Below are 1,444 nucleotides of genomic sequence, written 5' to 3'. Positions count from 1 at the left end.
TTTTAAACTAATTTTTAATCGCCGGTGTTTCTCAGCGACCATTTCATCTTACCATTTTCTTTATAAGAAGTCAATAGTTTTTATTGTGTCATTTCATCTGGCAATCAGCCAAAAGTGAATGAAGTTTTTTATTTGTTTACTTGGTGCTTATTTATATTAATCCTTTCTATCATCAAAGTCAATGTATTTTTGAGTTTTTTCTTTTTTATTCTTACCCGTCTTTTCATCTGGAAAATGACCACCTAACTGCTCAACCATATGAAAGCCCATTTTAATTATCTTCTATGAATTAGTTGATACCGAGTGAGCCTGTTTTTCCACCAATCGGAAACACATGATCGTATTAATCCTGAAGGACTGATTATTTTCCAAATATTTAAAAAGTTTTTTACAATTCCACTATCTTGTACTATAATGATATTATTTTTAAAATTGATACGTAACTTTTAATCTTTGTAATGTAGTGGGGAGAGGAATTTAAAAGTGGTTAATAAAGACACATCTTTGAGGATGCAAAGTATCGTTTTTATAGGTTTCATGGGGGTAGGAAAAACCACAATTGGCCAAAAGGTCGCGAAAAAATTATATAGGGAGTTCATAGATATCGACCACGAGATAGAACAGGAATTTAATATGCCCACGACGGAAATATTCAAAAAGTTTGGGGAAAAAGCTTTCCGTGAAAAAGAAAAGGAAGTAATTAATCGTTTTAGTCAGCAAAAGTTAAAAATACTTTCTTTAGGCGGCGGAGCTTTTTTACAAGAGGATGTACGGACAATTTGCCTCTCCAATTGTATAGTTATTTATCTTGATTTATCTTGGGACTACTGGAAAGAAAGAATTGGTTTGCTTATCGATAGTAGGCCCGTGCTACAAAATAAAAGTCTTGTGGAAATAGAAGAACTTTTTAAAGCTAGACAAGAAGTCTACTCCTATCATCATACAAAAGTGATCACCGATAATCTCGAAGTGGATGAAGTAGCAGATTACATCGTTGATTCTTTAAAAGTTACTTGGAATATTGAACCACTTAACTGATGCCCTAAAAAAAAGGTGTTTGGCTTTATTAGCTGATCACCTTTTGCTTTCTTCTATATTTACCGTAATTTTCGCCGGCCCCTCGAATATTATAAAACCCTTTTTTATATACTTTTACAACAATTGTTCTTTTTAATCCCAGTTGCTAAGGGTTGTTAAGCAAACATCCGCCCAAAATTTAAATTCTTTCTATAAGAACTTTAATAACAACTTATTCGGATAGGAAACATAACTTCTTTACGGGTTTTAGTTTTAAAAATATTCTTAGATTACTCTTTTACCTGTTCGTATATATCGAACTTTCTTCCACTAAACGCAAAAAAGGCCAGCACAATGGCTGACCTTTCAAATGGCTTGGCGGCGTCCTACTCTCACAGGGGGAAACCCCCAACTACCATCGGCGCTG

At 33.9% G+C, this 1,444-nt stretch carries 1 protein-coding gene; it reads left to right on the top strand.

From position 1 onward, the window contains the following. Nucleotides 1–510: 510 nt before the first annotated feature. The gene (locus ACIQXN_RS21515; RefSeq protein WP_402971613.1) at nt 511–1,038 is read left to right on the top strand and encodes a shikimate kinase; all 528 of its coding nucleotides are present in this window, start codon (nt 511–513) and stop codon (nt 1,036–1,038) included. The last annotated feature ends 406 nt before the right edge of the window (nt 1,039–1,444 follow it).

Origin of the sequence: Peribacillus sp. NPDC097295, from assembly GCF_044761665.1 — a bacterium.
In the GTDB taxonomy this organism is placed as follows: Bacteria; Bacillota; Bacilli; order Bacillales; family DSM-1321; genus Peribacillus.
The sequence above is the reverse complement of the archived record's forward strand: the minus strand, read 5'-3'. Positions and strand labels throughout refer to the sequence as shown.

What these genes read in the sequence shown, in the direction of transcription:
- ACIQXN_RS21515 (WP_402971613.1), top strand. Translation starts at nt 511, where the DNA reads ATGCAAAGTATCGTTTTTATAGGTTTCATGGGGGTAGGAAAAACCACA.